Source organism: Streptomyces colwelliae, assembly GCF_048158785.1.
Classification (GTDB): domain Bacteria; phylum Actinomycetota; class Actinomycetes; order Streptomycetales; family Streptomycetaceae; genus Streptomyces.
Map to the genome: position 1 here is coordinate 1 of NZ_JBLTJC010000624.1, position 3731 is coordinate 3731.

The 3731-nt window shown below is 70.2% G+C and carries 4 protein-coding genes; 3 read left to right on the top strand and 1 reads right to left on the bottom strand.

Features of this window, described 5'->3' with window-relative positions; genetic code table 11:
- Positions 1–163 precede the first annotated feature (163 nt).
- Entirely contained in the window at positions 164–580 is a 417-nt protein-coding gene (gene icmB / locus ACNFOC_RS52160; RefSeq protein WP_416965989.1) for a coenzyme B12-dependent isobutyryl CoA mutase small subunit, read from the bottom strand.
- A gap of 70 nt (positions 581–650) precedes the next feature.
- On the opposite strand from icmB, the gene ACNFOC_RS52165 reads away from it, so the two are divergent.
- From ACNFOC_RS52165 to ACNFOC_RS52175, 3 genes are all read left to right on the top strand, one after another.
- Positions 651–983 carry a hypothetical protein gene (locus ACNFOC_RS52165; protein ID WP_416965990.1) on the top strand — a complete coding sequence of 111 codons (333 nt, stop codon included), beginning with the start codon at positions 651–653 and terminating at the stop codon, positions 981–983.
- 73 nt (positions 984–1056) lie between these two features.
- A complete protein-coding gene (locus ACNFOC_RS52170; protein WP_416965991.1) occupies positions 1057–1947 on the top strand; it encodes a lipase family alpha/beta hydrolase in 891 nt (296 codons plus the stop codon).
- Between the two features lie 239 nt (positions 1948–2186).
- Positions 2187–3722, top strand: coding sequence for a M23 family metallopeptidase (locus tag ACNFOC_RS52175; protein WP_416965992.1), 1536 nt, complete (start codon positions 2187–2189; stop codon positions 3720–3722).
- Positions 3723–3731: the final 9 nt, after the last annotated feature.

The following is a 3731-nucleotide window of genomic DNA, read 5'->3' on the forward strand; positions in this document are numbered from 1 at the left end:
AAACCCCCCTTCGGCCTGAACGGCCTCGTCCTCAAACGCCGGACGGGCTGAAAAGGCCTGGCCTCGCTGAAAAGCGAACTCGGGACGCGCTGGAAAGCGAACCCCGGACAGGCTGGATGATGTCGGCCTGCGCCAGGCAGCGAACCCCCGTCCGCCGCAGGCCCTACGCCCCCGCCGGCTGTCGCACGTTCTCCCGCACCCAGTCCACGATCGACTGGGTCGTCGCCCCGGGGGTGAAGATCTCCGCGACGCCCTTCTCCTTCAGGGGGGCGATGTCCGCCTCGGGGATGATCCCGCCGCCGAAGATCAGGATGTCCTCCGCCTCGCGCTGCTTGAGGAGGTCGATCACCGCGGCGAAGAGGGTGTTGTGGGCGCCGGAGAGGATGGAGAGGCCGATCGCGTCGGCGTCCTCCTGGATCGCGGTGTCGACGATCTGCTCGGGGGTCTGGTGGAGGCCGGTGTAGATGACCTCCATACCGGCGTCGCGCAGCGCCCGCGCGATCACCTTGGCCCCGCGATCGTGGCCGTCGAGCCCCGGCTTGGCCACCACCACGCGGATCGGACCGGCTGCCACACCCATCACTGCCTCCATGAAGCGACTGCGTTCATCCCTACCCACGGGTACCGCGGTACCCGCTTCAGTGCGGGAAGTGAACGAACGTTATCTCCAGCATCCCGCAACCGGCAGTTTCGCGGCGGATACCGAGGGGGAAATCACACGATGGGACACGTTCACCGCGCAGCGTTCCAGCGGGAACAAGCGCACCGGGAGCCGCAACGAGGTCGCCGTACCACCGCGCCGCAGGCCGCGCGGCGTGGCGGTACGGCGCATCGGCGCAGGCACGAAGGGCACGCAGGGCAGGTACGGCACGACAGCGGGAAGCCTCGTCGCCAGACCGACAGGGCTCCTCGGCACGTCATCGGCGTCGGTCACGCCGTACGCCGCGCTCACCCCGCGCGTACCCCTCGCGCACCGTCGGTGATCCTCGCCGTGGCCTCCCACGAGGGCACACGGGGGACGGAGCTGTCGTTCCGTGTGCCGACAGGAGGTCGGCCATGAAGGTCACCGGGGCTGTACCGCCCTTTCTCCCCCTCTGTCAGCGCCTCCTGCCCAGCAGGCTGGCGGGCCTCTCGATGACCCTCCTGAAAGCGACCGCCCTGGAGATCGTGATCCTCGCGGGCCACCTTCTCCTCTATCCCTCCGGTATCACCCAGGAACGCCGGGGCCCGCTGCCCGAGCCGCCCTCTCCTGAGGACGCGACGCAGCTGCCGACCGAGGCGAAACCTCCGGTGGTGCTGCTGCACGGGTTCATCGACAACCGCTCGGTCTTCGTGCTGCTGCGCCGTTCCCTGGCCCAGCACGGCCACCGGCAGGTCGAGTCCCTCAACTACTCGCCGCTGACGTGCGACATCCGCACCGCCGCCGAGCTGCTCGGCCGGCACATCGAGGAGATCTGCGAGCGCACGGGCAGCAAGGAGGTCGACATCGTCGGGCACAGCCTCGGCGGGCTGATCGCGCGGTACTACGTGCAGCGGCTCGGCGGGGACCTGCGGGTCCGCACGCTCGTGACGCTCGGCACCCCGCACTCCGGCACGGCCGTGGTCCCGCTGGCCAGCGCCCACCCGATCGTCCGCCAGATGCGGCCGGGCTCACCGGTGATCGAGGAACTGACCCGCCCCGCCCCCGGCTGCCGTACGCACTTCGTCAGTTTCTGGAGCGATCTCGACCACCTGATGGAGCCGCTGGAGACGGCCTGCATCGACCACCCCGACCTGATCGCCCAGAACGTCCAGGTCAGCGGCATCGGCCACCTCGCCCTGCCGGTCCACCCGGCCGTCGCGACCGGTATCCGCCAGGCCCTCGACACCCCGCTGCCGAAGGCCCCGGCCGCGACCCACACCGGTACCCGCGCCGGCGGCCACACCGGCGGCCTGACAGTGGCCTGACCGGACACCGACAGCGGGCACACAGCATCCCGAAGATCGAACGCTATTCGAACCCAAGGCCAAACCCGTGCCCGTCGTCCCCCGAAACACGGCCGAATGCCCGTTTCCGGCTGACGCGAAACCTGACGAAGATTGTCGCGCCCGCATACTGCCGGGTACAGTCCACCGCACTGCTCTGGCAGCCCCTGTTGTCGAGGCGAATAGAGAAGTTGGTGAACGATCGTCACCCGTCGGGGACCATGACCACCCCGGCTCCGGCTTCCTCCGATGCCACCTCGGCGCACTACGCGTCGTACGGCGGACAGGACGCTCAGTACGGTGACTTCACCACGTACGGCGACCACACCGCCACGGGTTTCCACCCGGACGCGGGCGGTCAGGCCACCGCGAGCTTCGCCACCGACCCCCTCTTCGGCGACATGCCGGGCAACGGCCACGGCCACGACACCGGGGCGCACGCAACCGCCTCGCACGCAACCGGCGTCTACGACTCCTCGGCCTGGTCCACGGGTGCCCAACACACCCTGAACTACGACCCGTACGCGGCCCAGCACCACGCCGCCTTCGACACGGGCGCCTACGAGACCTCCGCCTGGTCGGCCGACTACCAGCAGCTGTCCGCCATCCCGCCGCAGACCGGTGCCCCCGACGTCAGCGGTCAGTGGGACGCGAACGCCTGGCTCCAGCCGGACCAGTCGGCGCATTCCGCCGCCCCCGCCGACCAGACCCAGCACTGGGAATGGGGCACGCAGGCCTTCGACACCGGCGCGTACGACGCCACGCAGTGGAACGCCGACGGCACCGCCGCCGACGCGACCACCATCTTTGAACAGGCGTCGTACGACGGGACGCACGAGGGCACGCACGACGAACCCGCCCCGGAAGACGGCGAGTTGACCGCCACCGGCGAGATGCCCGCCCTCGACGAGGCCGAGCCGGAACAGGACGGGCCCCCGCAGGCCCCCGAACTCCTCGAGGACCAGGAGGAGTTCACCCCGGCCGCGGCCCCGGTCGGCTCGCGCGCCGCGTCCCGCAACGGGAGCCGTTCCCGCCGCCGTACGCCCCCGAAGCGGTCCGCGCTGATGACCATCGCCGTGCCGTCCGCGTGTGTGATGGGTGTCGCCGGGATCGCCGCCGCGTCCGTCGGGACGCTGACCGGGGGCAGTGACACCACGGCCTCCGCCTCGGACGCGACCTCGGTCAAGCCGTCCGTCGCGAACAACAAGCTGGACGCCCAGATCAAGAGCCTGTCGGCCGGTGCCGACGACTTCGCCGACCGGGCCAGCCGTACGCAGGAACGTATCGACCTCAAGGCCCAGCAGGAGGCCGAGAAGAAGAAGGCGGCGGCGGAGGCGGCCCGCAAGGAGCGGCTGCGCCCCAAGTACGTGCTGCCGGTGACGCAGAAGGGCCTCAGCGCCTACTTCGGCCAGGCCGGCGTCAACTGGATGTCCGTGCACACGGGCATCGACTTCCCCGTCTCGTACGGCACGACGGTGATGGCCGCGACGGACGGCGTCGTCAGCACGAAGTGGAACAGCGCCTACGGCAACATGCTGATCCTCACGGAGAAGGACGGCACGCAGACCTGGTACTGCCACCTCTCCAGCTACCGGGTCGCCTCCGGTACGACGGTGAAGGCCGGCGACCCGATCGCGTACTCCGGGAACTCGGGCAACTCCACCGGCCCGCACCTGCACTTCGAGGTGCGGCCCGCGGGCGGAGCGGCGATCGACCCGCTCCCGTGGCTTCGCAGCCACGGACTCGACCCGACCTGAGCCCTGTGT